The following is a 26,243-nucleotide window of genomic DNA, read 5'->3' on the forward strand; positions in this document are numbered from 1 at the left end:
TACCGGCCCCCACTTGCGGGGCCGGTTTCTTTTTGCGCATGGTTTTAAGGGTTCAGCAGCCACTTCGCTGTAATAAGCGGTCACGGCTGCTGACGCCCGCGTGAGACACAGGCTCGTGAATTCAAACACTTCTCAGGCTGAGCTAATGTCTGACCTGTAACAACCGCCTCGCAACCAAATTCCAAAGAAGGAAGACACCGATGTCCAACACCGCAAAATCCCTCGCCGTCGCTGGTGCCGTTGCTGCCGCACTGACCTCTGCCATGGTCACCCCGGCTGCCGCCCAGTCCAAAGAGAAATGCTATGGCGTCTCCCTCGCCGGTCAGAACGACTGCGCCGCAGGCCCCGGCACCACCTGCGCCGGCACCTCGACCGTCGATTATCAGGGCAACGCCTGGACCCTGGTCGATGCCGGCAGCTGCGAAGGTATGGAACTGCCCGCAATGGCCGATGGCAGCGACCGCAAGGGCTCGCTGGAGCCGCTGGAACGTGACCTGCCTGCGTAAGCACAGGCCAGACCAGCGGGGCGGGGGATTTCTCCCGCCCTTTTTGTAACCGGATCAGAGGACCTGTCATGCTGGATGCCGCCCCTTCCCTGCCCGCCGCAGCCGGTGTTGGCTACAAGCCGCAGCATTTCGCCGATATTCTTGCAACGGTCGGCGCTGAGCGGCCGAGCCCGGTAAAATGGCTGGAAATCCACGCCGAAAACTACATGGGCGACGGTGGCCGCCCGATCGCGCAGCTGCGTCATCTGGCTGAACAATTTGCCCTGTCGGTGCATGGCGTCGGCCTCTCTATCGGCGGCGAAGGGCCGCTGGACGCCGATCACCTCGCACGGCTGACGCATCTGGTGGGCTGGCTCAATCCTGCCAGCTTCTCCGAACATCTCGCCTGGTCCACCCATGACAGCCATTTCTATAACGACCTGCTGCCGCTGCCCTATACGGATGCCACGCTGGCGCGGGTCTGCGATCATATCAATCAGGTGCAGGACGCCATCGGGCGGCGGATGCTGCTGGAAAACCCATCCAGCTACCTCGCCTTTGCCGAAAGCAGCTGGTCCGAGCCGGAGTTTCTGGCCGAGATCACCCGCCGCACCGGCTGCGGGCTGCTCTTGGATGTGAACAACGTCTTTGTCTCCGCCACCAATCTCGATTTTTCGCCGCAGGGCTATATCGACGCCTTTGCGCTGGATCAGGTTGGTGAAATCCACCTTGGCGGCCATGATGAGGATCAGGACGACCACGGCAAACCGCTGCTGATCGACAGCCACGGCGCCGAGGTGGTGGATCCGGTCTGGGCGCTGCTGGATTATACGCTGGCAAAATCCGGCCCCAAGCCTGTGCTGGTCGAGTGGGACACCGATGTGCCCGCCTGGCCGGTGCTGGAGGCCGAGGCCGCCCGTGCCGCAACCGCGCTGGAGCGGGTGCCGGCATGACTGTCAGCCAGACAGAATTCGCCCACGCCATGATGGATGCGGGCCAGCCGGTGCCTGAGGGGCTGCTGGATGCGACCGGCCAGCCGGCCGGGCGACGGTTCAGCGTCTATCGCAATAATATCGCGGTCTCCCTGACCGAGGCGATGCACAGCGCCTTTCCCCTGATCGGCAAGCTGCTGGGCAAGCAGAACCTCGACGGGCTGGCGGGCATATATCTGCGCGCCCATCCGCCCTCCTCGCCGCTGATGATGCACTATGGCGCTGAGTTTCCCGCGTTTCTCGCCGGGATGGAGCAGCTGAAACATCTCGGCTATCTGCCCGATGCGGCGCGGCTCGACCTTGCCCTGCGCCGGGCGTATCACGCTGCCGACGCCACTGCGGTTGACCCGGCGCGTCTGGCAGCGCTTGCACCCGATCAGCTGATGGCGACCCGGCTGACACTGGCCCCCGCCGTCACCCTGCTGCGCTCGCCCTGGCCGATCTATGACATCTGGCGCTTCAACACCGAAGAGAACGCTCCCAAGCCCCGCCATATCGCGCAGGACGTGCTGATCACCCGGCCCGAATTCGACCCCATCGTTCAGGAGCTGCCCGCCGGGGGCGCGGACTGGATCACCGCCCTCATCGCTGGTGCCACGCTGGACGAGGCGCTGACCGCCGTTCAGGCCGACCAGCCGGATTTCGACCTCTCACACCCGCTCGCCCTGTTGCTGCAAGGCGGTGCAATCATTGACCTAGACCGCAAAGGATAACCGATGCACGCGCTTGTTTCCTCCTATACCTCGATCTTCGGCAAGGCTGACCGGCTGTCCGATATCATCGTCCCGACCCTGGCCCGGCTGGTCTTTGCCGCGGTGCTCTTGGTCTACTACTGGAACTCTGCCGGGCTGAAGACGGATGGTTCGATTTTCTCGCCCTCTGCCGGCGCCTTTGGTCAGATCTTCCCCAAGGCCGCCGAGGCGGTGCTTTATGATGTCAGCCAGCTCAATATCTTTCAGCGGCTGGTGATCTTTGCCGGCACTGTCGCCGAATATGTGCTGCCCGCGCTGATCCTTGTTGGTCTGCTCACCCGTCTGGCCGCTCTTGGCACCATCGGTTTCATCTGGGTGCAGACCATCGTCGATGTGACCGGCCATGGCGTGAAACTGGGCAGTCTCTTTGACAACGCCATTGGTCTGGTCGACCAGCGGGTGATGTGGACCTTCCTGCTGCTGGTGCTGGTGTTCAAGGGGGCTGGTCCGCTGTCCCTTGATGCGCTGGCGCGGCGCGCTACGACGCCTGCCACCGCCTGATCCGGCCAGTCCTCAAACATAAAAAGGCGCCCTGCATCCGCAGCGGCGCCTTTTTTCATTCCTTGCGTTCGATCCGGTTCAGAAATGCGCCTTCGGCTCATCCGGTTTGCCGGCAGCAAGCGCCAGCAGCCCGCCAAGAAGCGCCAGCGAGATCGGGAAGATGGTAAAGACATTAAGCCCGAACCCGGCATATAGCCCCGCCGCCGAGGCCAGCAGCAGCACCCCGCCCCAGAGCGCCCGCGACAGCGCCATCGCGCCACCGGCCAGCGCAAGGATGGGCGAGATCACGGCCAGGAGCCGCAGTTGTTCGACATCGTCGACCTGCCGGGCCACCCCTTCGATTTCGCCAAAATACTCCACGGCGGCGGTATAGCCATAGCCCGCAAACCCCACCACCATGCCGATCAGCCCGGCCACGATGCCCAGCACCAGCGCTGCATTGCGCATTGCCGCTCTCCTTACCTAATCCGATATGCAGATGGGGGTTCTAGCCCTCGACGCCAAGGGCGGCCTTGGTTTTGGCGTCCCAGCCGAGGTGCAGACCCTCACCGGATCTGATCAGCGGACGTTTCATCAGCGTCGGATGCGCCGTCAACAGATCCAGCGGCTCCCCCGCCCGCTCTGCCTCGCTCAACCCGCGCCATGTGGTGGAACGTGTGTTGACCAGCCGGTCGCCGAACTGCGCCAGTGCGGCCTGCAAAATCGCCTCCGGCACCCCATCGGCGCGCACATCCACCAGCTCCGCCTGCGGCAACTGTTTCAGCGCCTTGCGGCAGGTGTCACAGGTCTTCAATCCATAGAGTTGCACGTTTTTTCCTTTCCCGAGGGGGCAGCTCAGCACAATTTATGGTAGAGCCGCACTGTTTTGCTTGATTTTTACATGGTCCGTGCAAAAGTTGAAACCGGGTTGGGACAACTTCCCCGGCCTGTTTTGTCTGCGCACTGCGGCAAAACCGATCACCCCGCTCTGCGCCGCGAAATTATCGTGTATTCAGGGCGGCTCACTAGCAGGAAGGAGACACGGGAACATGGCGAGTGGCACCGTGAAATGGTTCAATACAACCAAGGGCTATGGCTTTATCGAGCCTGAAGGCGGCGGCAAGGATGTGTTTGTGCACATCTCTCAGGTTGAGCGATCCGGGCTGACCGGGCTGACAGATAATCAGAAAGTCGATTTTGAAATGACCGAAGGGCGTGACGGTCGCCAGATGGCCAGCGACATCCGCCCACTGTGACCACACTCCGGCTGCGCCGGGGTTCCCCCTTGCGCGCAGCCACTCCGTGGCCTGCCCCAGCGCATCACCTAGCGCATCACAAAGGGATCCGGGATCGGATCGTCGCTGGTGCGCAGCCAGACCGTCTTTACCCTTGTGTAATCCAGCGCCGCCTGTAGCCCGCCCTCGCGGCCATGGCCGGATAGCCCGTGCCCGCCAAAGGGGGCGATGGGGCTGACCGCGCGATAGGTATTGACCCAGACAATGCCGGCACGAATGCCGCGGATCATGCGATGGGCACGGGTCAGGTCGCGGGTAAACACCCCAGAAGCAAGACCAAAGGCGGTGTCATTGGCCAACGCCAGCGCCTCGGCCTCGGTGTCAAAACCGCACACCGACAGGACCGGGCCAAAGAATTCCTCTCTCACGCAGGGGGCCTGCGGCGCGTTGCTACAATCCACGATGGTTGGCGGAAAGAAGTGACCGGCCCGCGGCAACGGCTGCCCGCCAGTCACGATCCGCGCGCCCGCCGCAACCGAGGCCGCCAGCAAATCCTCCGCCCGGCGCATCTGCGCGCCGGTGCAGAGCGGGCCGATCTCGGTCTGCGGCGCGTCCGGTGCACCGATCCGGGCGCTTTCGGCCTTTTCCGTCAGACGGCGCAGAAAATCCGCCTTGATCCGGTTTGAGATGATCAGCCGGGAGCCCGCAACGCAGCTCTGCCCGGTGGCGGCAAAGATCCCGGCGACCTGCGCATTCACCGCACTGTCGATATCGGCGTCCTCAAATACGATGAAGGGCGATTTGCCGCCCAGCTCCAGCGAGGTGGAGGCAAGGTTCTCAGCCGAGTTGCGCACCACCTGGCGCGCGGTCTCCGGCCCGCCGGTAAAGGCCACGTGGTCAATCCCGGCATGGGCCGTCAGCACCGCGCCACAGTCGGCGCCAAAGCCGGTGATCACATTGAGCACCCCCGGCGGAAAACCGGCCTGATCAAAGATGCGGGCGAATTCCAGCATCGGCGCCGGGGCTTCCTCCGATGCCTTCAGCACCACGGTACAGCCCGCCGCCAGCGCCGGGCCGATCTTCACCGCGGCCAGAAACAGCTGCGAATTCCACGGCACCACCGCCGCCACCACCCCAAGCGGCTCGCGGCGCAGCCAGACTTCCATATCCGGTTTGTCGATCGGCAGATGGGCGCCTTCGATCTTGTCGGCGAGGCCCGCGTAGTAGCGGTAATACTCAGCCACATAGGCGATCTGGGCCGAGGTTTCGCGAATGATCTTGCCGGTATCGCGGGTCTCGATCCGGGCCAGGCTCTCGGCGTTTTCGGCAATCAGATCCGCCAGCCGGTAAAGCAGCCTGCCACGCGCGGTGGCGGTGATGCCCGCCCAGTCCGGTGCGTGGAACGCGGCACGGGCCGCTGCCACGGCCGCCTCCACATCCACCGCGCGGGCCTCTGGCATCATCGCCCAGACCTCGCCGGTTGCCGGATCGCGGCTCTCGAAACGGGCGGAGCCATCCGAGAACACTCCGCCGATATACTGCTGGAACTGCTGCATGGTGATCCCCTTCAGGCAAAGGCCGGCATGACGTCGCGAATGAACCGTTCAAGCGAGGCGCGCTTGCGCTCGGAACTCATGCCGCTGTCGATCCAGAAACTGTATTCATCGTACCCCAGCGCCTCATAACCTTTGATCCGCGCAATCGCATCTTCGGCGGTGGCGATCACATTGTCACGCAGCATCGCCTCGGGCGAATAGAACGGATGGGCGGCAATCTCCGCCTCGCTCAACGGCGCGATCAGCCCCTGCGATACGGGCCGTTCGTTTTTGAACCAGGCGCCGAAGTAGCAGTAAAACCGGTTGATCTCCTCCGCTGCCTGCTGGGCGTCGGCGGCATCGGCGGCAATATAGGTGTGGTTCAACAGCATGATATCCGGGCGCGGCATATCCGGGAATTTGGCGCAGGCGGCCTTGAAGGTCTCCATCAGCCGGGTGATTTCCTCATCCCCCTGCCACAGCGGTGTCACCTGCACATGGCAGCCATTGGCAACGGCAAATTCATGGCTGTTGGGATCGCGGGCGGCGACCCAGATCGGTGGGCCGCCCGGTTGCAGCGGTTTGGGCGAGGAGGTGGTGGCCGGAAAGGAATGATAGGTCCCCTCCTGCGCGTAATCTCCCTGCCACAGTCCCCGCAGCGCCGGGATCAGCGCGCGCATCCGCTGGCCTGCGTCCCAGGCATCCATGCCCGGCACCATCCGTTCGTATTCGTAGCTATAGGCGCCGCGCGCAATGCCGAGTTCCAGCCGCCCGTCCAAGATCATATCGGTCATCGCCGCCTCCCCTGCAAGGCGGATCGGATGCCAGAACGGCGCGATGATGGTGCCGGTGCCAAGCCGCACGTTGCGGGTCTGGCGCGCCAGATCGACAAGGTTCAGGAAAGGGTTCGGCGCGATGGTGAAATCCATTCCGTGATGCTCCCCCGTCCAGACCGCGTGCATCCCGCCCTGATCGGCGATTTTGGCCAGGGTGACGAAATCATCGTAGAGATCCCGCTGGTCCTGCTCCGCCGAGGTGCGTTCCATATGGACAAAAAGAGAAAAGCGCATGATGCCACCTGCCGTTATGCGATCTGGCGGATTTCGCCGCTGCGTTGATTGCCTGAATAGATGCCGAAATCGCCGAGAGCCGCCTCGCGGGTGAAACGGTCCAGCATGGCAAGGATCGCCGGATCGCTGACATCGTCCAGCGCACTGCTGTCCAGCGGCACAAAGACCCCGCGCGACGGGGTGCCGGTGGCGCCATGGCACAGAAAGGCGATATGCTGGCGTTTGCGAGCAACGTCCTCATAGATCGAATAGACAAAGCCCGGCTCGCCGCTCAGCCCTGTTTCGGCGATCAGTCGGCGCATGGTTGCGGCAGCGCCTTCGGCATCGACCACGGCCTCCGGCAACGTAGATCCGCCGTATCCGTCATCGACCAGCAGCACCGCGCCGTCGCGCTCGATCAGGGCCGAGATCACCAGATCTGGACCGGCCACCGCCGCCTCTGCGGTCATTGCAGGCGTCACATAGGCACCGCGCGCATAGCCAAGCCCGGGGCTGGTGCCGGTGCCAAAGGCGCGGACCTCGCCGATCAGGATCACATGATCGCCCGCCTCAACCGTCTTGTGCAGGCTGCAATCGAACCAGGCCGACACCCCGTCGATCAGCGGCGAGCCCGCAGGCCCCCGGTGCCAGCTGATGCCCGCAAACCGGTCCTCAGCCGGGCGGGCAAAGGTATTGGAAATCTCGATCTGCATCTCCGCCAGCACATTGACGGCAAACCCCTCGCCGCCGACCAGCGCGTCGTAGTTGCGCGAGCTATTGGCCAGGCAGACCAGCAGCAGCGGCGGATCCAGCGAAACGGAGGTAAAGGAATTTGCGGTGAACCCGATGGGCCGACCCCCGGCATCATGGGAGGTGACCACCGTCACCCCGGTCATGAAGCTGCCAAAGGCCTGACGCAGGGCGCGTGGATCAAGGGGTGTCATGACGGATCCTCCTCAGGGGTGGGCGTGGCGAGCCAGTTGCGCAGTTCGGCGGTGACCAGATCCGGCGCCGTCAGGTTCACCATATGGCGGTGCCCGGTGATGGTCACCGCACGCCCCCGGCGCACCCGCAGCGCCATGGCCTGCGACATCTCAGGCGTGGAATTGGGATCGCCATCGCCGGTGATGGCCAGAAATGGACAGGCAATCTCGGCCAGCCGCCCGGCATAGGTCGCATCGCCCCGCGCAAAAGCCGCATAGGCGGTGGCGTAGCCTGCGGGATCAACCGATTTCAGCCAACCCGCAACCCGGTCGCGGGCGTCGATATCGGTCGGGCTGTCGCCGAACCAGCGGGCCAGCGGCGTGTCCAGATCGCAGCGACCCGCAGCGATCTCAGCGGCGCGGGACTGAACGGCCGTCCGCGCCGCCGGATCACGGCAGAAGACGCCGTTCAACAGCGCCACCCGTGTGGTCAGCGCCGGGTGGCTCACTGCGAAACCGGTCGCGATCAGCGCCCCCATCGAATGCCCCGCCAGGCTGACCGGGCCGAGGTCCAGCGCCCGCAGCACATCCCTGAGCCAGACCACGAAATCCGGCAGTTCGCTGTCCTCAGGCAGCGGCGCGCTGCCGCCATGCCCCGGCAGATCCGGCGCAATCACCCTATGGGTCCGGCTCAGATCCTCAATCTGCGGTCCCCAGGCTGCCGATTGCATTCCGACACCGTGCAGGAGCACCAGCGCAGGCCCCTGCCCGCAGTCGCGCAGCGCAACGCTGCGGGTGGGCTCAGACAGCTGCAGGGTTGTCGACATCATTGCCAAGCTCTTTCAGATCCTGATAGCGGTCGCCGATCCGGTGATGCGGCCGCCCGCCGATCGACGCGCCAAGCGCGATCAGCACCTCATCGGCACCGGGCGCATCGGCGACGGAGGTCTGGATGGTGAGGTAATGCGACCGTCTGCCGCCATCGCATTTATCCATCAGCGGGATCATCAGCGGCGCATTGGCAGGCCCGCGCGTATTGCAGAATGACAGGTAGGATTTGGCCCCCACAGCGCTGCGGTAGGGATTGCCGAATTGCAGTGTGTGGATCAGGGCGGAGGCGTGCTCAACCTCGCCGTTCATTCCGACGATCGCGGATTTTCCATAGCCCTCGACCCGGTCACCACCGCCTGCTGCCTCCAGAATCATCCCGGTCAGCAGGGTGCCCAGACCGGGTGCGCAGTCCCGGATCTGCGGCGTCAGATCCTCGACAAACCCCTGCCCTGCCCAAGGATTGCGAATAACGGCGATGGCGGCAATCAGCGTCAGCGGCACCGGCGCCGCCTTGCCGCCTTCGATCAGGGTCTTTTCGACGTGAAGCAGGGTTTTGCGGATGATGGCGGGCATGGGAATCTCCTGATCGGCAGTGCTGCGGTATCATGGTATACCATTATACGATATGTCAATCATACTTGCCGCAGCCCAGACGCGCTGCTATGGAAATCTCATGGAACCCAGCCAGACAACGCTCCGCAAAATCGAAAAAGCCCCGCAAACCCTGCGCGATATCGTGCAGGAACGGATGCGGGAGGCGATCATCGACGGCCATTTCGCCCCCGGTGAGCGGCTGGTGGAACGCCCGCTCTGCGATCAGCTGGGTGTGAGTCGCACCGTGATCCGCGAGACGATCCGCTATCTTGAGGCTGAAGGGCTGGTCGAGATCATCCCCAATCGCGGCCCGGTCGTGGCCCGCCTGACCTGGGATCAGGCGCGGCAGATCTACGATGTGCGCCGCCAGCTGGAAGCGGCGGCGGCAGCGGCCAGCGCCGAGGTGCAGCGGCCGGAGTTTGCCGCCGACCTCAGCCGCGCGCTTGCCGAGGTCGAGGCGTCGATGAGTGACACCGAATGGGGCCATCTGCTGCGCGCCACCACCGGCTTTTACCAGCTCATATTCCTTGAGGCCGGCCATACGATTGCCTGGGATATCGTGCAGCGGCTGAACGGTCGGATCAGCCGGTTGCGCGCCCTTACCATCGCGGCAAAGGACCGCGAAACCTCCGGCATGAGCCATATGACCGCCATTCACGATGCCATTCTCAGCCGCAACCCTGAGGCCGCGCGCCGGGCGGTTGAGACCCATATCGCCGATGCGGCCCGCACGGCCGAACGCTTCCTGAAGGAGCCAGCAGATGAGCCGTCCAACGACACCTGACACACCCGGCGCCACAGCCCACCGGACCAGCACCTTTGACGAGGATCTGTTCCTGAAGGGTCTGGAGCAGCGCAAGGCCACCCTTGGCGCGGAATATGTGGAAAAGAACCTCGCCGCCGCGGATGAGTTCACCCGCCCCTTTCAGGAGGCGATGACCGCATGGTGCTGGGGCTTTGGCTGGGGCGATGACACGATAGATGCCAAGACCCGGTCGATGATGAATCTTGCCATGATCGGCGCGCTTGGCAAGATGCACGAATGGGAGCTGCATTGCCGGGGGGCGGTGAACAATGGTGTCAGCCGCGAAGAGATCCGCGCGATTATCCACGCGGTTGCGATCTATTGCGGCGTTCCGCAGGGGCTGGAGTGTTTCCGCGCCGCCCGGACGGTTCTGGACCAGACAGACGCGGGCTGACGCCGCAGCCGCACCGGCCCGCAGAAGCCAGTCCTCCCCCCTCCTCACAGCGCAACGTCAACAGGCCAAGAGCCGACAGCGAGGTACCTTCTCAGATGTTTCAATCCGGTCAAACCGTTCAGTCCAGCCCCCGCACCCCGCTGATGGGCAAGGGCACCGCCCATCGCGCCAGTCTCGGCTTTATCCTGATGTCCACCGATCTGGCCTGCGAAACCGACCTCTTTGCCATGGCGCCCGAAGGGGTCGGCGTGCATATCACCCGGCTCAGGACCGATGATTACACCACCAACGAGACATTGGCGCGGCACATCGACCACATGGCCGAGGCGGCCGGCCGGCTGCAACCGGATATGAACCCCGAGGTCATCGCCTATTGCTGCACCTCCGGCTCGATTGTCTGCCGGGAAGAGAACGTCTTTCGCGAAATCCGCAAGGGCGCGCCGCAGACGCAACCGATGACCATTGTTACCGGCGTCATGGACGCGCTGCGCGAAGTCGGCGCCAAGCGGATCGTGGTCGGCACGCCCTATCTTGACGATATCAACACCGCCGAGGCGGAATATCTGCTGGCGGCCGGGTTTGATATCCTCGACATTCAGGGGCTGCGGCTGGAAACAGGTCTGGAATTCGGCCGGGTCGAACCCTCCTACTGGAAGGAATTTGCGCTGGAGATTGATCAGCCGGAGGCCGATGCGATCTTTCTCTCCTGTAGCGGCATTCGCGCGCTTGAGGTGGTGGATGAGATCGAACAGGCCGCAGGCAAGCCGGTGATCACGTCCAATCAGGCGCTGATGTGGTCCTGCCTGCGCCGGGCCGGAATCACCGATCAGTTGCAGGGGTTTGGGCAGATTTTCCAACATCCCGGCCACGCGCTGACGCCAACCCTCTGACCCCGACACTCTGCCCCCGGCCGGTGCCCTCCCGGTGCCGGTTTCTGAGCCCTTAACGCCCGACGGGCGGTCCACCTGCAAAGAAGATCACTATGACAGCACCTCTCGCGATGCGCGGATTTCCCGAAACAGAATACGCCGCCCGTACCAGGCGGGCACAGGCCCGCATGGCCGAAGCCGGTTTCGACGCGCTGCTCTTGATGACCGAACCCGACGTGCAGTATTTCACCGGTTTTCAGACGCTGTTCTGGCAAAGCCCGACGCGCCCGTGGTTTGTGCTGATCCCCGCCAGCGGCAAACCGATTGCCATCATTCCCGAAATCGGCGCCAGCCTGATGCGGCGCAGCTGGCTTGACGATATTCGCTGCTGGTCGGCGCCCGCGCCCGAAGATGACGGCATCAGCCTGCTGGTCGAGGCGCTGTCGCCGCTGAAGACGCTTGGCGTGATGAAGGGACATGAGACCCATCTGCGGATGCCGCTGGGCGACTGGGAACGGCTGATGGACGCCCTGCCCGACCTTCGCATTGCCGACGCAACCGGGCTGGTGCAGGGGCTGAGGATGGTGAAATCCCCGGCGGAAATCGACAAGCTCGCCCGGATCTGCGCCATTGGCTCTGCGACCTTTGCCGCGGTGCCGGAATTCGCCCGCGAAGATGTGCCGCTGGACGAGGTGTTCCGCGCCTTTCGCCGCGAGGCGCTGGCGCAGGGGGCCGATGGCGCGCCCTATGTGGTCGGGGCCAGCGCGCAGGGCGGCTATGCCGATGTGATCTCGCCGCCCGATGCCACACCGCTGGCGGCAGGGGATATCCTGATGCTGGACAGCGGCATGGTGCTGGACGGCTATTACTGCGATTTCGACCGCAACTGGGCAATTGGCCATGCCGATGACACCGCGCGCCGCGCCTATGATGTGCTGTGGCGCGCAACCGAAGCCGGGCTCGCCGCCGCCCGCCCCGGCAACAGCTGCCGCGATCTGTTTCAGGCGATGTCTGCGGTGATTGCAGAGATGGACGACAGCGGCGGCGACATTGGCCGTCTGGGTCACGGGCTGGGGTTACAGCTGACCGAACAGCCCTCACACGCCGCCTTTGACACCACCGAGCTGCAAGAGAACATGGTCCTGACGCTGGAGCCATCGCTGTCCTATGGCCACGGGCTGATGATGGTCCATGAGGAAAACATCGTGGTGACGCCGCAGGGGGGCCGCCTGCTCAGCACCCGTGCGGCGCCAGAGCTGCCGGTGATCTGAGCTGTGACAGACCGGCGCGCGGCACAGACCTAGCGGCGCATGTACTCCACCACCACGCAGGCCGGTGCCTCGCTGCGGATCTGGGTCTGGCTGGCGATCCCCCACTGCCCGGCCCGGAACGGCGGGAAATAGGTATCGGCGTCCTCGACCTCGGTCTCGACCTCGGTGATCAGCATCCGGTCAGCGATCTCCATCAGACCTTCGTAGATCCGCGCGCCGCCAATGCCGTAAATCCGGTGATAGCCCTGCGCGCGCGCCTCCGCCAGGGCGGCCTCGATGCTGGGGCAGACCAGATCCGCGGCATCCGGGTTTGAGGACACCACCAGATTAAGCCGGTTCTTCAACGGCTTCACCGGCAGGCTGTCCCAGGTATTGCGCCCCATGATCAAAGCCCCGCCCAGCGTTTCGCGCTGAAAAGACTTCAGATCCTCCGGCGCCTGCCAGGGGATCGTATTGTCCTTGCCAATGGCGCCATTCTGGTCGCGGGCAACAATAAGCGTGATCATGTCAGTCCTCTCTCAAACCGCAACCGGAGCTTTGATGCCCGGATCGGGGGTGTAATTCAGCACTTCGAAATCGTCATATTTGAAGTCAAAAATGGAGGGCACGTCGCGCGTGATGCGCAGCTCCGGCAGCGGCTGCGGCGTACGCGACAATTGCAGGGTCACCTGATCCATATGGTTGGAATAGATATGGGCATCACCGATGGTATGGATGAAATCCCCCGCCTCATAGCCGGTCACATGCGCCAGCATCTTCAGCAGCAGCGCATAAGAGGCGATGTTGAACGGCACGCCGAGGAACATGTCTGCCGACCGCTGGTAGAGCTGCAGGTGCATCCGCCGCCCCTGCACCCGCACCTGCCACAGGGTATGGCAGGGCGGCAGCGCCATATCGGGCACGTCGCCGGGGTTCCAGGCGGTGACAATCAGGCGGCGGCTGTCGGGGCTTTTGCGGATCATCTCCACCAGCTGCGCAATCTGATCGACCGTGCCCGCCCGATAAAGCGGCTCATCGCCACTGGTGCCGGGGACCAGCTCAAGCCGTGGAAAATGCCGCCACTGATGACCATAGACCGGCCCGAGGTCGCCGTTCTCATCCGCCCATTCGTCCCAGATCGACACGCCATTGTCCTTCAGGTAGCCGATATTGGTGTCGCCGGACAGGAACCACAAAAGCTCGTGGATGATGGAACGCAGATGCAGCTTCTTGGTGGTCACCAGCGGGAATCCATCGGCCAGCGGATAGCGGGTCTGCATCCCGAAACAGGAGATGGTCCCGGTGCCGGTGCGGTCACTGCTGGCCTCGCCGTGTTCCAGAATATACTGCAGGGCCTCATGGTACTGGCGCATTGCGATCTCTCCCTCGTGATCTGCCTGCCGTCGGGGCGCAGAGCGCGCCCGCAGGTTTTCTCCTCTGTCTAGCCTGCCGCCGCCCCCGATCTCAAGAGTGTGTAAGCCGCAGCCGCAGGGCGGCCCGCACCCAGACACCCGCCAAGACAGTCGGCCAGACAGCCGCCCAGACACCTGCCCGATATCCATTCGGACATCTGCCCCCAAAGTGGCGCAGCTGATCCACACCCTAGCGGCTTGCCCTGCCCCGCGCACCCCGCAACAAAAAGGTCACCGATGCGCCACGGTCGGCTACGGACGGCCCAGGCGGCGCGGCAATTCAATTGACTTTCCGCAACCATGACAAGACACTGCCGCAAACAAAGAAAATTTGAGGTCAGTTCATATGAAGCGGGCAATGCTTGGACTTGCGGCAGCAACGCTGCTGTCGGCATGTGGCGGGGGTACCAACCCCTTTGACACGGGGGATGATACCGATGGTGGCACCACCGATCCGATTGTCCCCGAAGTGCTGGCATCTGACGTTGATAGCGTCGCCTATGACGCCGCTGCGGGCACATTGGTGATCAGCGGTCTCAGCCTTGACGACACACCGTTTTCCGCCAACTACCGCCGCCGCCCGGCGCTCGACCGCGAGGGCTATCAGGCCTATACCGCGCAGGACAGCTCGCTTGACCGTCATGTCACCGCCTATGTCCGTGAAATCGAGAACGGCGGCTTTGCAGTGGCCGTCGCCACCGGCGGTCAGTTCTCCTATTATTTTGCCGGCACCAGCTTTGGCCGTCGCGGCGGCTATTCCGCCCCGACCGAAGACGTCGCCTCCGGAGGTGTGGTGAGCTATGCTGGCACCTATGTGGGCCTGATGAACATTGCAGGCGATGGCGGCGATCTGCTGCCCGTCGCCCCCGGCACTCCGGCTGACATTCGCCCGGCCCAGTCGGCCGAGGTCACCGGCGATGCCTTCGTCAATGCCGATTTCCGCGACAATGTCGTCAATGGCACCATCTACAACCGCCAGATTGAGCCGACCACAGCGGGCGGCACCCCGCAGACGCTGGTGACACTCGACCTCGCGCCCACCGATATTGCCGACAATGGCACCTTTACCGGCACCGCCTCGCAGGTGGTCAACGGCACCCGCACCAATGTCGGCACCTATGGCGGCATCTTCGCCGGGACCGATGCCACATCGGTTGCCGGGTCCGTCTTTGCCCAGAACCACGTCGAGAATATCGACGGCATCGAGGAATACGGGATCTTTGTTCTGGGCCAATGCGGCACCGCAGAAAGTTCGGCCGTCTGCGATCAGCCGGTACCCTGATCTCATGCGGCGCAGTCTGGCCGCAGCCCTGACGCTGGCGCTGCTGCACGCAGCGCCGGCAACGGCGACCGAGCCGACCCCCGAACAACATCTCAGCCTGGAACAGGGCCGCCTGCTGGCGGCGCATTCCCTTGGCACCGGCAAACCGGAGCTGACGCTGGACCTGACCCGCGCCCTCTTGCGGGCCGACCGGCGCGATCACCTGGCCTGGTATCTGCGGGCCGCCGCGCAGGCGCAGCTGAAATCGCCCGGCGCCGGGCGCCGCTCTGCGGCGCGCGCCTATCGCTTTGCCCCCGACAGCGCAGGCAAATTCCGCGCAGCCCAGCTGGCCGCACGGCTGGCGGTGCAGGACGCCCGGCCGACGCTGGCGCAGGTCTGGCTGCGCCGCACCGCCATTCACGCCCCCGATGAGATCAGCGAAACACGCATCGCCGCCGACTATAAGGTCCTGCGGCGGATCAACCCCTGGTCCTTCCAGCTGCGCGGCGAGCTGAAGCCCTCAAACAACGTCAACAACGGCGCCGACAACACGCTGGAAGTGATCGACGGCGTGCCGACACTGGGCCGGTTTGGTCCCCGTTCGGTGGCACTGGAGGGGACCGTTGCCGTGCTCGATGCCGCGATCGGCTACCGCCTGCGGGAAAACCGCAGCAGCCTCACCACGCTGAGCGCGCGCGGCTATGTCCAGCGGGTGGCACTGTCGTCAGCCGCCAAGGCCAAGGCCGCCCCCCTCGCCCAGCAGTCCGGCACCACGGTGCCGCGCAACAGCGAATTCGGATCGACCTACGGCGAGATCACCCTGACCCATGCCTTTGCCGCTGGCCCGCCCGAACGCAAAGGCTCCGCCGCCCTCGGGCTCAGCTTTGGGACCGCTTGGTATGGCGGCGACAAAAGCTATGATCTGGTCAAACTGACCGCCCGGCGCAGCTGGCAGCTGTCAGCGCGCACCGGACTGACACTGGATGGCATGGCAGAACAGCGGCTCGCCCCGCGCGGCCCCTCGCAGGATGGCGAGGTGTTCGGCCTGGGCCTCCGTGTCAATCGCGGGCTGCAAAATGGCGATCAGATCGACGTCAGCCTTGCACTGCGCGACAGCAGATCAGGCCATGTGAACACCTCCAGCCGCAGCGCCACGCTGCGGCTCGGCTATCACTTCGCCAAACCGCTGGGGCCGGCCAAAATCAGCACCGGACTGATCCTTGGCCAATCCGACTACCCGCAGTTCATCGCAGGCTTTCCCGCCCGCTACCTGGCCGATGGCCGCGAAGACCGGTCCTATTATGCCGATGTGAACCTCTTCTTCGAGGACTACGACTATGCCGGATTTGCCCCGACGCTGCGCCTGCGCGCGGGCAAAAAAGACAGCAATCACAGCCGTTTCCAGTCGCGCGAGCTATCGCTCTCGCTGGGTGTTCAGTCCAAATTCTAAGCGGATCCCGCAATCGCTCTGGTCACCGGCTCCGGACGCATTATGGTCAGGGGCCTGAGATATCTGACACGAGGCCGCGCCCCTGGGCCAGCCATCCTGACATGAGGAACACACCGATGCCGCTGAAATATCTGCACACTATGGTTCGCGTCAAAGACCTGGAGACATCCATGGCCTTCTACCAGCTGCTGGGTCTCAAGGAGACCCGACGCTACGACAGCGAAAAAGGCCGCTTCTCGCTGATCTTCATGGCCGCCGAAGGGCAGGAAGAAACCCCGATCGAGCTGACCTATAACTGGGACGGCGATGATGGCCTGCCCAGCGACAGCCGCCATTTCGGCCATCTGGCCTATGGTGTGGATGATATTTACGCCACCTGCCAGCATCTGATGGACAATGGTGTCACCATCAACCGCCCGCCGCGCGACGGCCACATGGCCTTTGTCCGCTCGCCCGATAATATCTCGATCGAACTGCTGCAAAACGGCGACGCGCTGGACCCGGCAGAACCCTGGGCCAGCATGGAAAACACCGGCAGCTGGTAAGCCGCAACCGCCAGGAGGGCAGCACCATCATCGCGCGCCCTGTCCTCCCGGCGCCTGACCTCTGCGGCATATCTGTGCCGCCCTGCGCGCAGGCCGCCAAGCCGCACCGCACGCCCCAGCCGCACCGCACGCCCCAGCCGCACCATCAGGGCACGCCAACCCGCAGGGCACGCAAAATTGCACCAGCCGGTTGCCCCGGTGGTGTGTCAGCCATGCTGCTGTCCGAAAAGATAGTCCAAGCCTGATGGGCCTTCTGGTCCCCGGATCCGCTCCGCTCCCGGCCTTCTGCCCGGTCAGCGTCGGTATGGCTTGGTCAGATCAGCTGCCGCGCAGCAAATCAAAAGGGTCAGGCATATCGGTGATAGTCGGCGTTCTGCCGAGAGGGATATGCGTTGCGACCGATGGAACACGCCCCGTTTCAGGCGTGCAAAACCCGGCTCAATAGATGTAGCGGATCTGGTCGGACCAGTAACGCTCCACCCGCTTCAGCGAGGCTGTGATATCCGCGATGCCCTCGTTGCTGATCACACCTTTGCCTTCCAGGCCTTCTGCGTGGCGCGAAAACAGCGCCGCAACAATATCACGAATCTCGCGACCGCGCTCGGTCAGGCGCACCCGGACCGAACGGCGATCAATCTCGCAACGCTGGTGGTGCATATAGCCCATCTCGACCAGTTTCTTCAGGTTGTAGCTGACATTGCTGCCCTGATAGTAGCCGCGTGATTTCAATTCGCCCGCCGTGACCTCATTGTTGCCGATATTGAACAGCAGCAGTGCCTGAACCGCATTGATCTCCAGCACGCCGACACGCTCAAACTCGTCCTTGATGACGTCCAGCAGCAGACGGTGAAGACGCTCAACCATTGCGAGCGCCTCAAGGTAGCCAGTCATGAACCCTTTGGTGTCCTGCTGGCCGATTGGCATTTCCATACTCATCCGCATCTCCGACTCGATGGTGTCTGAGAGCAACAATGCGGAAAATTCCCGAAAAATCCGTTAAGCTGAAATTTTATTCTTTTTGATGGGTTTGCGCTATGTCGTCGATCAGCGCCGAGAACCGATCCGGCGCCGCCACCTGCCCCGTCACCCACTGGTACAGATCCTGATCATTCTCCTGCAAAAGCAGGTCGTAGAGATCAAGATCCGCCGGGCCCATCGTGGCCAGTGTCCGCTCGGCATAGGCGGAAAGAAGAATATCCATCTCCTTGATTCCGCGCCGCATCGAGCGCATCTGCAACCGCTTCAGCCGGTGGGCAGGCAGTTCGCTCATTGTGCGCTGCCTTCCATCACCAGGCGCAGGCGTTTTTCCAGCCGCGCCGCCCGGTCAGCATTGCTGCGCAGATCCTCGCGCAGCTGGCGCAGCTCGGTCATCACCGCCGCCAGATCCTGCGGCATCTGTTCGCCAGCCGGGGCTTCCATGCCTTCGCCCTCGCCGGTCAGCAGCCAGCGCATCGACACATTCAGCAGCCCCGCCATCATCGACAGCTTGTTGGCGCGCGGTTCCGACAGATCCTGTTCCCAGCCGGTCAGGGTTGATTTCTTGATGCCCAGCCGACGGGCCAGCTGCGCCTGGGTCATGCCTGCTGCATCGCGTGCAGCGGCCACCCGGTCACCAAAGGTTGCCGCGTCGGGGCCATACCAATTCATGTCGTCGTTGCTCATTTGCCCGCTCCTGTTGGCCTATCGGTTTGTCGGTCTCCTGATCCCGCTTGATCGGAAGTTAGCGGCACCCTATGACAGTTCTAGATGACATTCAAACAGAGGTCTTTCCATGCAATTTCTGTCCGATAGCCTCTCCCGCGTCAAACCGTCACCCTCGATCGCCGTCACCACGCTGGCCGCTGAACTGCGTGCGGCCGGCCGTGACGTGATCGGCCTGAGCGCCGGTGAGCCTGACTTTGACACGCCCGACAATATCAAGGACGCCGCGATCCGCGCCATTCAGGCAGGCAAGACCAAATACACCGCCCCCGACGGCATCCCCGAGCTGAAGCAGGCGGTCTGCGATAAATTCGCCCGCGACAACGGGTTGGAGTATACCCCGGCGCAGGTTTCGGTTGGCACCGGCGGCAAGCAGATCCTCTACAATGCGCTGATGGCAACGCTCAATCCCGGCGATGAGGTGGTGATCCCGACCCCCTATTGGGTGTCCTACCCGGATATGGTGCGGCTGGCCGGTGGCACGCCGGTCTGTGTCGACTCCTCGCTGGACACCGGGTTCAAGATCACCCCGGCCCAGCTGGAGGAGGCAATCACGCCGCAGACCAAATGGTTCATCTTCAACTCACCCTCGAACCCGACCGGGGCCGGCTACCACCCGGAGGAGCTGAAGGCGCTGACCGAGGTGCTGCTGCGCCACCCGCATGTCTGGGTGATGACCGATGACATGTATGAGCATCTGGTGTTCGATGATTTCACCTTCTGCACTCCGGCGCAGATCGAACCGCGGCTCTATGACCGCACGCTGACCTGCAATGGCGTCTCCAAAGCCTATGCGATGACCGGCTGGCGGATCGGCTATGCCGCCGGTCCCAAGCATCTGATCGACGCGATGCGCAAGATCCAGTCGCAATCCACATCGAACCCTTGCACCATCAGCCAATGGGCTGCGGTTGAGGCGCTGAATGGCACCCAGGATTACATCCTGCCCAATACCGCCGTGTTCCGCCGCCGCCGCGATCTGGTGATTTCGATGCTCAGCCAGATCGAAGGCGTTGCCTGCCCGGTGCCGGATGGGGCCTTCTATGTCTACCCCTCCATCCATGCGCTGATCGGGCGGACCTCTGCCGGGGGCGTCAAGATCACCGACGACGAGGCCTTTGCCAAGGCGCTGCTGGCGGAGGCCAATGTGGCCGTGGTCCATGGCGCCGCCTATGGGTTGTCGCCGAACTTTCGCATCAGCTACGCCGCGGCCGATGACGTCCTGACCGAGGCCTGCCGCCGCATTCAGGCCTTCTGCGCCGCGCTGCGCTGAACGGAGCGTTTCGCATGGCTGCCTCCCTGCCGGACTATTACTTTCGCGTGCGCGACAACGGAGCCTTTGTGTTCCGCGTCGATAGTGAGAACCGGCAGCGGCGGCTGGATATGGATCAGATCGCCGTGGTGAAGCTGCGCAGCGGCGAGATCCGCGCCCATGGCGACCGTGACCTCAGTGCCGAGGATCTGAACGCGATCCGCAGCTGGATGGATCAGCGCCGCGAGACGCTGGCCACGCGCGAGATGGATGACATTCACCGCACCATCGAGCATCTGAACAGCACCGCCCATTGGGCACAAAGCAAGGCCAGCGCCGCGCAGCTGGAGGAGATCACCGACCAGCTGCTGCTCGCCATGCACGACCTGCGCTCGGTGCTGGTGCGCAAGAAGGCCGATCATCTGGCCCGTGGCGCCAAGGACAGCGACCCCTCCTGATCAGCGTGGGCATGACCGGCCATCGGTGGCGCCGGATCTGAACATCACCCGATGCGTACGCGCGGATCTTTGGCGGCTTGCACATCATGCGTGTCGCGCCGCCGCTCCTTACGCCCTGTGTCGCTGGGCGCCACCGCCAGCCCTTCGGTGAGGGGTGGGTTGCAATGGCAACCATAAGGCGATTAATATTTTTATCACACAATCATTATAGGAACCATTGGCGGCAGTTTCGGACTGTAGCGCGATCACCCCGGCCCCCTGTTCTGGTCCTGCGCAGATCCGCCACTGCCGCCACTGTTACCAGTATCATTCAGTCACAACAGGATTCCCGATGACGTCATATATTTCGATCATGCCCGCTTTTGCCGCCCTGACCCTCGCCAGCGGTGTGGCACTGGCCGCAGACAGTGCGCAGACCGTCAAGGACAGCGAAATCGACCGGCAACGTGCGGCACTGGCCATGAGCACCTTCGGGGCCGGATTTGGTCCGCAATCGCCGCGCGACATCGACATGGTCGAGGGGCAGAACCTGCGCGTCTTCAGCGCGGCACCGCCCGCCACCGAGATGAACCTCTGCAATATCCATTTCCATGAAAACGCAGAACATCGCGGCGGTGAATTCACCAGCTACGCGGGCAATGGCGATGGCAAAGGCTATGGCACCGGCTATCAATACGACGGCACGCTGAGCGAGGCGGAACTGGCGCCGCTGGACAGCCCCATCGGCGCCGAGGGCGGCCACGGCGATCTGCAACCGGGCGACACCATCGAGGTGCATTACGTCCACACCACCGCGCAGGTGACCCCGGGGCCAACGCTGGGCGCCTGCCTCAGCGATGCGATCAAGAACCCGCAGCTGCGGGTTGAGGCGCAGGTTTATGTGCTGGTCAATGACGAAAACGCCGCCGATTTCACCGAGCTGACCCGTCTCACCGTCCGAAACAACCTCTATCAGGCGCAGAACATCCCGGCCAATTCCGGCACCCCGATCAGCTATGCCGGCTCCACCACCGGTCCGGGGTACAATACCACAGGCTCCCCGTTTCAGGTCACCTGGAGCGTCCGACCCAAGGTGATCCGCGTCAATATCCACAGCGTCGGCACCTGGCTCGAGCATAATTATTTCAACGAGACCCACGCCCATGGCGTCCGCAATCTGGTGACCAACCCCGATCTGCTGGCACCGATCAGCAACTAGCCCGCGCCGCCACGGCTACCAGTGGTCGCGGTGATGACCCGGAAAGAGGACCAAAGGGGGCGATACCGCCCCCTTTCCGGTGCGCGGCTGACAGGTGCCTCGTGCCGTTATCCGGTGGTCAGCGTTGCGGAGGGGGCGCCCACCCGCTTGATCGAGCGGCGCCAGAACCGGATCATCAGGAACAGCCCCGCCGCCGACAGGCCGATCACCAGCCCCAGCCAGACGCCAAGCCCGCCCATGCCGAAGGTAAAGCCCAGCAGATAAGAGGCCGGTATCCCCACCGCCCAATAGCTGAGCCCCGCAATCACCATCGGCACGCCGGTGTCCTGGACACCGCGCAACAGGCCCAGCGCGATGACCTGCATACCATCCATCAGCTGAAACAGCGCCGCCGCCGCAAGCAGCACGCCGCCGATCAGCAGGATCTCGGCCTTCTGCGGGTCGGCGCTGTCCAGAAACAGCGACATCAGCGGGCCGGGCACGGTCAGGAACAGGACAATCGCCACCGACGATACCAGCAGCGACATCAGCGTCACCACCTTGCCGCCGCGTGCCAGATGCGCGCGGTCGCCGCGGCCATAGGCATTGCCCGCCCGGATGGTCGCCGCATTCGACAGCCCCAGATGCACCATGAACGTCAGCCCGCCCAGCGAAATCGCGATACCATGGGCCGCCAGCGGCACCGTGCCCAGCCAGCCCATCATCATCGCCGAGGCCGCAAACAGGCTGGCCTCGGCCAGCGTGGTCAGCCCGATCGGCAGCCCCATGCGCAGCACCCGGCCCAGCATCTCCCAGTCCGGGCGCTGGAAATTCTTCAGCAGCTCATGCTCCGGCAAGGCCTTCAGCGCGTAGACCAGCACCAGCACAAAGGACAGGCCATTGGTCACCAGCGAGGCCAGCGCCGCCCCGGCAATCCCCAGTTCAGGTGCGCCCCAGTTGCCAAAGATCAGCGCATAGTTCACCAGCCCGTTCACCACCGCCCCAAAGACCGACAGCCACAGCACGATCTGGGTCCGTTCCAGCGCCGCCAGATAGGATTTCGCAACCATGTAGAGCAGTGCCGGAAACAGCGCCCAGCCTGCAATCCGCAGGTATTCCGCAGCGTCATGGGCCACCTTCTCCTCCTGGCCCAGCAACAGCAGGATCGCCTCTGACCACCACAACAGCGGCATCGCCAGCACCCCGTAGACCAGCGACAGCCAAAGCCCCATGCGGGTAGAACGCCGGATCTGACGCTCTTCGCCGGCACCGGCTGCGGCGGCCACCATCGGCATCACCGCAAAGGCAAAGCCGGATCCGAACAGGAAGATCGAGAAGAAATAGGACGAGCCCAGCGTCACCGCCGCCAGCTCATCGACCCCATACCAGCCCAGCATCACCGTATCGGTCAGCCCGATGGCAAACTGCGCCACATGCCCGCCAATCAACGGCAGGCCAAGCACGGCAATGGCGCGACTATGGGCGAGGAGTGTGTTCGGGGCGGGCGCGGGCAATCTCTGTGTCATATGCAAGCCTTAGGCACGGGTCGACAGGACGGCAAGCCTCATTTCCGCTCCGGTTGCAATCTGCCCGCCGGCTTCTGCCGTGCCGGTTATGCGCGCCGTCTTATGCGTACGATCTGCGGCAAATGTGATATGCTGGCGGTGCCGATCATCGCCAGCAAGGAGCGCCTGCATGTCCGATCTCACACGCCAGCTGATCCCTGATGCGCAGGCCTTCCTGACGGAGCTGTCGCAGAACAACAGCCGCGACTGGTTCCAGACGCATAAGGCCCGCTATGACGACCAGCTGCGCCGCCCGGCAGAGGCGCTGCTGGTCGAGGTTGCCGATTACCTGCGCCCGCATCACCCCGGCATTCAGGGCAAGCTGTTCCGGCCCCAGCGCGATCTGCGGTTTTCCAGGGACAAGACCCCCTATCACACCCATCTGCATATGCTGTGGAAGCTGCCGCTGCTGCCGGGGGCCGGGCTGTTCTTTGGCATCGACCCGGCCCGGCTGCGCGTCGGCGGCGGTGTCATGAGCCTTGACGGTGCTGCGCTCAGCCGCTGGCGCATTGCGGTTGCGGGCCGGCCGCTGGTCCGGGTCTATCCGACGGCAGGCCTCGACCAGATCGACGGGCGCCGACAGCCCCCCGACAGCGGCTTTGCCGATGAGCTGGCGGCGCTGCTGGATATCCTCACCCTCAAGGGGTTTCGACCCAATGCGGCTGAGCTGAAACGGGTGCCGGGGCCACAGGATCAGACCCATCCCCACGCCGATCTCCTGCGCCGCAAGTCGCTGACCCTGTGGTCTGATCTCGACCTCACGTCGCCGGTGGATCCAAAGGCCGCGATCTGCAGTGCGGCCCTCGTGCTGGCACCCGTCTTCACCCTGTTGCGCCCGATCCTGACCAAGCCGGTCGCTGCCTGATCGCCGGGATCAGCTGTGGCCCCAGTCCTCCGGATTGTCGCTGTTGTTGGGGCTCAGCCCCAGCACATCCCCCCGGATCGAACAGCCCAGCCCCAGCACGGTGCGGTTGGCATAGGAGAAATAGGCGCAGACCTGATTGATCTCCAGAATCTGCCCGTCATCCAGACCGGCGGCCCGCAGCGCATGGATATCCGCCTCGATCAGCGCGGCCGGGGCTTCGGTCAGCTTGCGCGCATAGACCAGCCCGGCCCGCTGCGCCGGATCCAACGGCGCCAGCTGCGGGTTGCGCGCCTCGATCGCGGCGCGGATCTCCTGCCCCCGCGCTTCATCCGCCAGCAGCCGCTGGAGGCCGGCAAAATGGTGCTCCACGCAATAGGCGCAGTCATTCAGGGACGAGACCCAGACTCCCAGCACCTCCAGATACCATTTCGGCAGGCTGTTGCCGCTGTGGTGCAGCACATTCTTGTAAAGCGCCATATGCCCTTCCATCGAATGCGGCCGCAGACTGTGCACCATCATGATGTTGTCGACATTGTTGCCCGGCCCGGTCACCCGCTCGTAGAGCTTTTTCAGCTTGCCGGTTGCCTCTTCAAACGGAACGGTCCTGATCCAGGCCATGTCACTCTCCCTGATTGTCTGACCCGAGAGTAGCGGGATCTGACGTGGCGGAAAGACGGAACCGAACGTCACAGATGTTACGCAAGGCGGCACCGCCGCCCCGCGCCTGCCTGCCCCCCGGCAGGCGCGTTCACCGGCGCAACAAGACGCAACGGCAATCATCTATCGCGCCCGGCGCCATGCCGCGCCGTCACGCCTGCGCCCGCCCAGGCAGGCGCGGGGCTCATCGCTTTACGTCGCCGCCTCCCGCGCCACCGCGGCAATCGCCGCCCGCACATCCGCCGCGCGGCTGCGGTGGTTGGTGATCGCCGCGCGCAGCATCACGCGGCCCTCCGCACGGGTGGTCGAGAACACCGCCTCGCCGCTTTCCTGCAGGGTCTGGGCAATATGCGCGTTGATCACAGACTGCGCCTCCGGCGCCAGATCGCTGCGCGCGGTGAAGACGCAGATATTCGATACCACCGGCGCGCCCAGTGCCATCAGCGGCTGCGCCTCAACCTCAGCCGCCATCAGCGCCGCCAGCTCGCAATTGCCGGTGATCGCCTCGCAGAACGCCGCCTCGCCATAGGTCTCAAGCGCCGTCCAGACCTTCAGCGCCCGGTTGCCACGGCTGAGGTCAATGCCATAGTCGCAGAACCACGGCTCACCGCCCGCCAGCCCGCGCTCGGCCCCTTCCAGATAGGCAGGCCGCGCCGCAAAGGCCGCCCGGTGCTCCTCCTCATTCCTGAGCAGCGCCATGCCGCAGTCATAGCCCACATACATCCACTTGTGGAAATCCAGCGCGATGCTGTCAGCCCGCCCGATGCCATCGGACAGCGACCGGTAAGGCTCCGCCGCAATCCGCGTCCAGGCGCCAAAGGCCCCGTCCACATGCAGCCACAGCCCCAGATCCGCTGCCGCATCGGCCAAGGCATTCAGGTCATCAAACTGCCCCAGATCCACGGTGCCCGCATTGCCCACCAGCAGAAAGGGCAGCGCGCCCCTGGCCCGATCCTCGGCCACCATCCGGGCCAAGGCCGCGCAGTCCAGCCGGCCATCGACCAGCGGCACCTTGCGCAGATTGTCCGAACCGATACCCAACAGCTCCACCGCCTTCAGCGAGGCATTATGCACGCCCTCGCCCGCATAGGCGGTCAGCCGCACCGCGCACTGGCCGGTCTTGCGGACATCCTTCAGCACCCGCAGCCGCGCCGCCTGAAAGGCAATCACCGTCGCCTGCGAGGTGCCGGTCACCAGAATGCCGCTGGCCCCCTCCGGCATCCCCATTTTGCGGCGCGTCCAGTCGACAACCGCGCGCTCCATGTAGTTCGCGCCATGGTCGCGCCCGCCCATATTGGCATTGACCGCCGCCGCCGCAACCGAGGCGATCAGATCCGTCGCCAGACCCGATCCCTGCACCCAGCCCCAGAACCGCGGATGGGTGTTGCCACCGTGATAGGGCAGCACGTCCCGGATGATCCGGTCGACCGTCTCTTGCGGCCCCAGCGCCTCCGCCGTCACCGCATAGCGCGCGTCAATATCCTCCGGCACCGGCTGCCAGGGGCGCTCCGCTGCCTCTTGCATCTGGTCCAGCGCCGCCTCCAGCATCCGCTGCGCCTCAGCGCGGAACACCGCCCAATCCTGCGTCTTGATCCCAGTCTCAGCCACCCGCGCGCCCTCCTCCTGCCTGCCGCTGCCCACAGGTGTAGCCCGCAAGCCCAGGCACCGCACGAAGAATATCGCCGCACCCAGTTGCCCGGCCTTAC

At 64.1% G+C, this 26,243-nt stretch carries 31 protein-coding genes; 16 read left to right on the forward strand and 15 right to left on the reverse strand.

Annotated elements, in window-relative coordinates; translation table 11 throughout:
- Window positions 1–200: 200 nt before the first annotated feature.
- The 4 genes from VWY75_RS11755 (at window position 201) to VWY75_RS11770 (ending at window position 2,730) form a co-directional block, all read left to right on the forward strand.
- The gene (locus tag VWY75_RS11755; RefSeq protein ID WP_340545985.1) at window positions 201–506 is read left to right on the forward strand and encodes a DUF2282 domain-containing protein; all 306 of its coding nucleotides are present in this window, start codon (window positions 201–203) and stop codon (window positions 504–506) included.
- 68 nt (window positions 507–574) lie between these two features.
- The gene (locus VWY75_RS11760) at window positions 575–1,438 is read left to right on the forward strand and encodes a DUF692 domain-containing protein (RefSeq protein WP_416535194.1); all 864 of its coding nucleotides are present in this window, start codon (window positions 575–577) and stop codon (window positions 1,436–1,438) included.
- A complete protein-coding gene (locus VWY75_RS11765; protein ID WP_416539006.1) occupies window positions 1,435–2,190 on the forward strand; it encodes a putative DNA-binding domain-containing protein in 756 nt (251 codons plus the stop codon). The genes VWY75_RS11760 and VWY75_RS11765 overlap by 4 nt, the downstream gene beginning before the upstream one ends.
- Window positions 2,191–2,193: 3 nt before the next feature.
- Entirely contained in the window at window positions 2,194–2,730 is a 537-nt protein-coding gene (locus VWY75_RS11770; RefSeq protein WP_416539007.1) for a DoxX family protein, read from the forward strand.
- 78 nt (window positions 2,731–2,808) lie between these two features.
- On the opposite strand, the gene VWY75_RS11775 is transcribed toward VWY75_RS11770, so the two are convergent.
- The gene (locus VWY75_RS11775) at window positions 2,809–3,177 is read right to left on the reverse strand and encodes a hypothetical protein (protein ID WP_416539008.1); all 369 of its coding nucleotides are present in this window, start codon (window positions 3,175–3,177) and stop codon (window positions 2,809–2,811) included.
- 40 nt (window positions 3,178–3,217) lie between these two features.
- Window positions 3,218–3,538 carry an arsenate reductase family protein gene (locus VWY75_RS11780; RefSeq protein WP_416539009.1) on the reverse strand — a complete coding sequence of 107 codons (321 nt, stop codon included), beginning with the start codon at window positions 3,536–3,538 and terminating at the stop codon, window positions 3,218–3,220.
- Window positions 3,539–3,758: 220 nt separating this feature from the next.
- Between VWY75_RS11780 and VWY75_RS11785 the strand changes: the two genes are divergently transcribed.
- A complete protein-coding gene (locus VWY75_RS11785; protein WP_340545989.1) occupies window positions 3,759–3,965 on the forward strand; it encodes a cold-shock protein in 207 nt (68 codons plus the stop codon).
- A gap of 68 nt (window positions 3,966–4,033) precedes the next feature.
- On the opposite strand, the gene VWY75_RS11790 is transcribed toward VWY75_RS11785, so the two are convergent.
- Genes VWY75_RS11790 through VWY75_RS11810 form a run of 5 tightly spaced genes read right to left on the reverse strand, consistent with a single transcriptional unit; the run spans window position 4,034 to window position 8,855 of the window.
- A complete protein-coding gene (locus VWY75_RS11790) occupies window positions 4,034–5,500 on the reverse strand; it encodes an aldehyde dehydrogenase (RefSeq protein ID WP_416539010.1) in 1,467 nt (488 codons plus the stop codon).
- A gap of 11 nt (window positions 5,501–5,511) precedes the next feature.
- A complete protein-coding gene (locus tag VWY75_RS11795; protein WP_416539011.1) occupies window positions 5,512–6,549 on the reverse strand; it encodes an LLM class flavin-dependent oxidoreductase in 1,038 nt (345 codons plus the stop codon).
- Window positions 6,550–6,563: 14 nt separating this feature from the next.
- Window positions 6,564–7,472, reverse strand: a complete 909-nt coding sequence (locus VWY75_RS11800; protein ID WP_416539012.1) for a flavin reductase — start codon at window positions 7,470–7,472, stop codon at window positions 6,564–6,566.
- A complete protein-coding gene (locus VWY75_RS11805; protein ID WP_416539013.1) occupies window positions 7,469–8,281 on the reverse strand; it encodes an alpha/beta fold hydrolase in 813 nt (270 codons plus the stop codon). Before VWY75_RS11805 ends, VWY75_RS11800 begins: the two co-directional genes overlap by 4 nt.
- Window positions 8,253–8,855, reverse strand: a complete 603-nt coding sequence (locus tag VWY75_RS11810; protein ID WP_340545994.1) for an amino acid synthesis family protein — start codon at window positions 8,853–8,855, stop codon at window positions 8,253–8,255. Before VWY75_RS11810 ends, VWY75_RS11805 begins: the two co-directional genes overlap by 29 nt.
- A gap of 100 nt (window positions 8,856–8,955) precedes the next feature.
- Here VWY75_RS11810 and VWY75_RS11815 point away from each other — a divergent pair, with 100 nt between their 5' ends.
- The 4 genes from VWY75_RS11815 (at window position 8,956) to VWY75_RS11830 (ending at window position 12,215) form a co-directional block, all read left to right on the forward strand.
- Complete coding sequence (locus VWY75_RS11815) at window positions 8,956–9,660, forward strand: GntR family transcriptional regulator (RefSeq protein ID WP_416539014.1); 705 nt, start codon at window positions 8,956–8,958, stop codon at window positions 9,658–9,660.
- Window positions 9,638–10,075, forward strand: coding sequence for a carboxymuconolactone decarboxylase family protein (locus tag VWY75_RS11820; RefSeq protein WP_416535201.1), 438 nt, complete (start codon window positions 9,638–9,640; stop codon window positions 10,073–10,075). The genes VWY75_RS11815 and VWY75_RS11820 overlap by 23 nt, the downstream gene beginning before the upstream one ends.
- Window positions 10,076–10,170: 95 nt before the next feature.
- Window positions 10,171–10,965 (forward strand): arylmalonate decarboxylase, encoded by a 795-nt coding sequence (locus tag VWY75_RS11825; RefSeq protein WP_416535202.1) that lies wholly within the window; start codon window positions 10,171–10,173, stop codon window positions 10,963–10,965.
- A 92-nt stretch (window positions 10,966–11,057) separates the two neighbouring features.
- Window positions 11,058–12,215 (forward strand): M24 family metallopeptidase, encoded by a 1,158-nt coding sequence (locus tag VWY75_RS11830; protein WP_416539015.1) that lies wholly within the window; start codon window positions 11,058–11,060, stop codon window positions 12,213–12,215.
- A gap of 29 nt (window positions 12,216–12,244) precedes the next feature.
- Here VWY75_RS11830 and VWY75_RS11835 read toward each other — a convergent pair whose 3' ends face one another.
- Complete coding sequence (locus VWY75_RS11835) at window positions 12,245–12,721, reverse strand: dihydrofolate reductase (RefSeq protein WP_340545999.1); 477 nt, start codon at window positions 12,719–12,721, stop codon at window positions 12,245–12,247.
- Between the two features lie 12 nt (window positions 12,722–12,733).
- Window positions 12,734–13,567, reverse strand: coding sequence for a thymidylate synthase (locus VWY75_RS11840; RefSeq protein WP_340546000.1), 834 nt, complete (start codon window positions 13,565–13,567; stop codon window positions 12,734–12,736).
- Window positions 13,568–13,952: 385 nt separating this feature from the next.
- Between VWY75_RS11840 and VWY75_RS11845 the strand changes: the two genes are divergently transcribed.
- The 3 genes from VWY75_RS11845 (at window position 13,953) to VWY75_RS11855 (ending at window position 16,862) form a co-directional block, all read left to right on the forward strand.
- Window positions 13,953–14,888 carry a thymidylate synthase gene (locus VWY75_RS11845; RefSeq protein ID WP_340546001.1) on the forward strand — a complete coding sequence of 312 codons (936 nt, stop codon included), beginning with the start codon at window positions 13,953–13,955 and terminating at the stop codon, window positions 14,886–14,888.
- Window positions 14,889–14,892: 4 nt separating this feature from the next.
- Window positions 14,893–16,317: a hypothetical protein gene (locus VWY75_RS11850; RefSeq protein WP_416539016.1), complete on the forward strand. Its 1,425-nt coding sequence runs from the start codon at window positions 14,893–14,895 to the stop codon at window positions 16,315–16,317.
- Window positions 16,318–16,433: 116 nt separating this feature from the next.
- Window positions 16,434–16,862, forward strand: coding sequence for a VOC family protein (locus VWY75_RS11855; RefSeq protein WP_340546003.1), 429 nt, complete (start codon window positions 16,434–16,436; stop codon window positions 16,860–16,862).
- A gap of 438 nt (window positions 16,863–17,300) precedes the next feature.
- Here the strand turns inward: VWY75_RS11855 and VWY75_RS11860 are convergent, their stop codons facing one another.
- The 3 genes from VWY75_RS11860 to VWY75_RS11870 all read right to left on the reverse strand — a co-directional run bounded on the left by VWY75_RS11860 (window position 17,301) and on the right by VWY75_RS11870 (window position 18,524).
- Window positions 17,301–17,798 carry a MarR family winged helix-turn-helix transcriptional regulator gene (locus tag VWY75_RS11860; RefSeq protein ID WP_416539017.1) on the reverse strand — a complete coding sequence of 166 codons (498 nt, stop codon included), beginning with the start codon at window positions 17,796–17,798 and terminating at the stop codon, window positions 17,301–17,303.
- A 73-nt stretch (window positions 17,799–17,871) separates the two neighbouring features.
- Window positions 17,872–18,132 (reverse strand): succinate dehydrogenase assembly factor 2, encoded by a 261-nt coding sequence (locus VWY75_RS11865; protein WP_340546005.1) that lies wholly within the window; start codon window positions 18,130–18,132, stop codon window positions 17,872–17,874.
- The gene (locus VWY75_RS11870; protein WP_416535692.1) at window positions 18,129–18,524 is read right to left on the reverse strand and encodes a helix-turn-helix domain-containing protein; all 396 of its coding nucleotides are present in this window, start codon (window positions 18,522–18,524) and stop codon (window positions 18,129–18,131) included. Before VWY75_RS11870 ends, VWY75_RS11865 begins: the two co-directional genes overlap by 4 nt.
- Window positions 18,525–18,633: 109 nt before the next feature.
- On the opposite strand from VWY75_RS11870, the gene VWY75_RS11875 reads away from it, so the two are divergent.
- The 3 genes from VWY75_RS11875 to VWY75_RS11885 all read left to right on the forward strand — a co-directional run bounded on the left by VWY75_RS11875 (window position 18,634) and on the right by VWY75_RS11885 (window position 21,471).
- On the forward strand, window positions 18,634–19,836 hold the full coding sequence (locus tag VWY75_RS11875) for a pyridoxal phosphate-dependent aminotransferase (protein WP_416539018.1): 1,203 nt from the start codon (window positions 18,634–18,636) through the stop codon (window positions 19,834–19,836).
- A gap of 14 nt (window positions 19,837–19,850) precedes the next feature.
- Window positions 19,851–20,273, forward strand: a complete 423-nt coding sequence (locus VWY75_RS11880; protein ID WP_416539019.1) for a hypothetical protein — start codon at window positions 19,851–19,853, stop codon at window positions 20,271–20,273.
- Window positions 20,274–20,604: 331 nt separating this feature from the next.
- Complete coding sequence (locus tag VWY75_RS11885) at window positions 20,605–21,471, forward strand: delta-class carbonic anhydrase (RefSeq protein ID WP_416539020.1); 867 nt, start codon at window positions 20,605–20,607, stop codon at window positions 21,469–21,471.
- A gap of 107 nt (window positions 21,472–21,578) precedes the next feature.
- Here the strand turns inward: VWY75_RS11885 and VWY75_RS11890 are convergent, their stop codons facing one another.
- A complete protein-coding gene (locus VWY75_RS11890) occupies window positions 21,579–22,976 on the reverse strand; it encodes an MATE family efflux transporter (RefSeq protein ID WP_340546010.1) in 1,398 nt (465 codons plus the stop codon).
- Window positions 22,977–23,145: 169 nt separating this feature from the next.
- Between VWY75_RS11890 and VWY75_RS11895 the strand changes: the two genes are divergently transcribed.
- The gene (locus VWY75_RS11895; protein ID WP_416539021.1) at window positions 23,146–23,880 is read left to right on the forward strand and encodes a DUF2461 domain-containing protein; all 735 of its coding nucleotides are present in this window, start codon (window positions 23,146–23,148) and stop codon (window positions 23,878–23,880) included.
- A 9-nt stretch (window positions 23,881–23,889) separates the two neighbouring features.
- Here the strand turns inward: VWY75_RS11895 and VWY75_RS11900 are convergent, their stop codons facing one another.
- Together VWY75_RS11900 and VWY75_RS11905 are read right to left on the reverse strand one after the other, a co-directional pair.
- Window positions 23,890–24,498 carry a carboxymuconolactone decarboxylase family protein gene (locus VWY75_RS11900; RefSeq protein WP_416539022.1) on the reverse strand — a complete coding sequence of 203 codons (609 nt, stop codon included), beginning with the start codon at window positions 24,496–24,498 and terminating at the stop codon, window positions 23,890–23,892.
- A 231-nt stretch (window positions 24,499–24,729) separates the two neighbouring features.
- A complete protein-coding gene (locus tag VWY75_RS11905; protein ID WP_416539023.1) occupies window positions 24,730–26,145 on the reverse strand; it encodes a pyridoxal phosphate-dependent decarboxylase family protein in 1,416 nt (471 codons plus the stop codon).
- Between the last annotated feature and the right edge of the window lie 98 nt (window positions 26,146–26,243).

The organism is Phaeobacter sp. JH20_08 (genome assembly GCF_048056635.1).
Lineage (GTDB): Bacteria > Pseudomonadota > Alphaproteobacteria > Rhodobacterales > Rhodobacteraceae > Phaeobacter > Phaeobacter bryozoorum.